Source organism: Mycobacterium sp., assembly GCF_032161845.1.
In the GTDB taxonomy this organism is placed as follows: Bacteria; Actinomycetota; Actinomycetes; order Mycobacteriales; family Mycobacteriaceae; genus Mycobacterium.
The window spans coordinates 1-3,202 of record NZ_JAVRQA010000206.1 but is presented as its reverse complement, the minus strand read 5'-3'; the positions used below and the strand labels follow the sequence as shown (position 1 = coordinate 3,202).

The following is a 3,202-nucleotide window of genomic DNA, read 5'->3' as shown; positions in this document are numbered from 1 at the left end:
CGCACTCTATCGAACACCGGGCTTGAATTGTGAACAATCGTCCATCAAAGTGGACGTGTGTCCACACAACTGCTGCGACGGTCCGCTGAAGCGCTCAACCGCGGAGATGTCGAGGGCTACCTGAGCGGGTTCGCTCCTGACTGCCTGCGTTGGGTAGGCGGACTGGGCCTATCGCTCACGGTGGCCGACATCCGAGACAACCTCGGACAACTCTTCGCCGCGTTCGACGAGCTTCACCTCGACGAGGACCTAATGTTCGGTGGCGACGGTCATGTCTGCGCCCGCTGGACGTTGCGCGGAACCCACACAGGGGAGTACGGCGGAATCGCGCCGACACTTCGCGAGATCTCCGTAGAGACCTGCGAGGTCTACAAGTTCACCGGCGACAAGGTCGCCGAGTGTCACGTGTACGGCGAGTCGATGAGCCTGTTCAACCAGATCTCCGGGAGTGCGCGTGACTGAGTTGACTGCGTCGACCCTATTGCGCCCCGACATCCTCGACGAGCCATACGACTTCTACGCGACCCTGCGGACCCAGGCGCCGGTCTGGGCGGTGCCCGGTACCGACATCGTCACGGTCGCCACGTTCGACCTCATCTCCGAAGCTGTCGGACGTCCAGAAGACTTCTCCTCCAATATCGTGTCCCTGCTCTACCGCGACGATGACGGGCTCCCTGCTCGGCTCGACTTCGGCGGCACCGCGCAACCGACGCTCGCGACGGCCGATCCGCCGCTGCACACGACCCACCGAAAGGCGGTCTTCCCCGAACTGGTGGCCCGCCGGATGCGCACCCTGGAGGGCGACATCCGGGCGCTGTGCGCGTCGGCGATCGACCAGGCGCTCGGCGACGATCCGTTCGAATTCATGAGCACCGTTGGCAACGTCGTGCCAATTACGGTGGTCGCCAAGCTGATCGGGTTTCGCGACATCAACCCGTCGCAGCTGCTGGGAGCCGCCTTCGACTCGACCGCGATGATCGGCGGCACCATGACCCTGGACCGCCTGACTGAACTCGTCACTCGCATCGGCGCCATCCAAGAGTGGATCCGGCTTCAGGTCGCAGCGACTACGGATGCCGACGACGACGGCATCCTGCTCGCCGTCCGACGAGCTCTGGACGCGGGCACGCTGCAGGAGGGCGAAGTGCAAATCATCCTGCACACGCTGCTCAGCGCAGGCGGGGAGACGACCAGCAGCCTCGTCGGCAACGCCGTGCGCCTGCTCGCCGACGACCAAAAACTGCAACAGCGGCTGCGTGAAGCACCCGAATTGATCGACACGTTCGTTGAGGAGGCTCTTCGACTCGAGTCGCCGTTCCGTCAACAAATGCGCAGCATTCCCCACGACACCACGCTGGCAGGCGTCGAGATCCCAAGTGGCTCAACGGTAGTGCTGCTATTCGGTGCTGCGAACCGGGATTCGACACAGTTCGACAACCCGGACGTCGTGGACCTCGACCGCGGATCCCCGCGCCGCCACCTGGCCTTCGGGCACGGCATCCACTACTGCGTGGGCGCTGCGCTGGCTCGGATCGAAGCCAGGGCCGTACTGACCACGTTGCTGGAGCGGACGCGCGAATTCACGGTCGATCCCGCCGACAGTCCGCGCTGGGCGGAGAGCTTCCTGGTCCGTCGCCACGAACACCTCCCGTTGACGGCAGTGCGCATCGACGCAACTTGAGGGCTTGTGGCAAGCGGGCCAATCGTTGCACCCGGGCTACTGCCCTGAAGTGAACGGCGGCACGGTGGGTCGGTGATACCGCCGTCGATGCCTCCCCCCGCATACATCGTCCGGTCGATGTTCGAGGCGCGCACCAGGATGAACATTGCGCCTTCCACGACATTCCCTACGACGCGATGTTCGGTCACGAAGATGTCAAGGCCGATACGACACGGTGCTCTGCGTTCCGTCGGGACGCGTCGCAGTGAAGACGACGTCTTCAGGTCGGTCGCCGGGGTTGGCGGGAATCCATCGGAATGAATAGCCATCGGGGTTTCCGGTGGAGGGCAGGTAGAACCGGCCGCTCTGTTCGATCGCGCCGGTGCCGGTGGACGCCGTGATCGTGACGCCAGGGCTCCGCGGCTCGACCCTGAAGAGCCATGAGCCGTCGAACATCATCGTGTAGGCGCCGCTGGACGTGTCCGTGACGGCGAGATCCTCATTGCCGACGTCGGTAAGGGTCGTGTGGCTGCCTTCGTCGGTCGACGGCGTCGTCGGGGTGGAGGTTCCGCCGGACGGCTGGGACGCCGGTTGATTGGCCAAGTAGGTGATGGTCGAGGTTCTGCCGTCCGCGTAGTGCGCCGTCAGCACGACGATCGGGGTGGTTCCGTCGTTCGGCCCGGTCCAGAGGTATTGCGCGGTACTGGCATCGGTGCCTTCCCAGCGTCTCATGGCGCCGTTCGGTGACGCCGCAGTCACCGTCACCCATGGGACCTGCTTGACGTCGATCCGCCAGCCGCTGGCGTTAGGGCCCGTGGTCGGACTTATTTGCATCTCGTTGTTTCGGGCGTTGGGTCCGGTCGGCGGAAAATATTGGGGGTCGGGGATTGGTAGCGGTTCCGAGCCGTCGTCGCTGGGGTTGGCCCCGCGAAAGGTGATGGCGCTCGGTGTGCCGGCGGCGTCGGTCGCCGTGAAGGTGATGGTGGGGTAGCGATAGGACCAATCGAGCCCATCGTTGGGACGGAAGAGGAACCGATAGTCGAAGAATTTGCCTTCCGTTCCCGTTGCCGCGTCGCCCACCCAGCGATAGCCGGAGGGGTAGGACTCCGACATGCGACCGTCGGGGCTCGAGGCTGAGATCGGAAGCCGCCCAGTGCTGGGTCTGATGGTTACTATCCAGCCCTTCTGCTCTGCATCCCAGTACGAATTGATGATTTGCATGTTCGCATTTGCTGCAGTGGGCCCGATCGTCGTATCGCTGGCATCGTAGGGCGGCGGCGGCAGCGTCGGATCGTTCATGGCCGGCTTCAGGTTGGTGTAGGTCGGTGTCGTTGGAACGGTTGGCGGGGTCTGCGGGGTGGTGGGGGTGGTCGTTCCGCCGCCGCTCGAGCCCGTCGGGCGGTAGGTCATGGTGGTGGTCGTGCCGTCGGGACGCGTTGCGGTGAAGACGACGTCCTGCGGGGTGTCGCCGGGGTTGGTCGGCGTCCAGGTGAAGTTGTAGCCGTCCGGGTTCCCCGTGGAGAGCATGTAGAACCGGCCGGT

2 protein-coding genes and 1 pseudogene are annotated in these 3,202 nt (G+C 64.6%); 2 read left to right on the top strand and 1 reads right to left on the bottom strand.

Annotated elements, in window-relative coordinates; genetic code table 11:
- Positions 1-57 precede the first annotated feature (57 nt).
- Together QOD90_RS12150 and QOD90_RS12145 are read left to right on the top strand one after the other, a co-directional pair.
- A complete protein-coding gene (locus tag QOD90_RS12150; RefSeq protein ID WP_526349953.1) occupies positions 58-462 on the top strand; it encodes an ester cyclase in 405 nt (134 codons plus the stop codon).
- Positions 455-1,681 carry a cytochrome P450 gene (locus QOD90_RS12145; protein ID WP_526349951.1) on the top strand — a complete coding sequence of 409 codons (1,227 nt, stop codon included), beginning with the start codon at positions 455-457 and terminating at the stop codon, positions 1,679-1,681. The genes QOD90_RS12150 and QOD90_RS12145 overlap by 8 nt, the downstream gene beginning before the upstream one ends.
- 195 nt (positions 1,682-1,876) lie before the next feature.
- On the opposite strand, the pseudogene QOD90_RS12140 reads toward QOD90_RS12145, so the two are convergent.
- Positions 1,877-3,202: pseudogene (locus QOD90_RS12140) on the bottom strand (hypothetical protein); the annotation flags it as partial.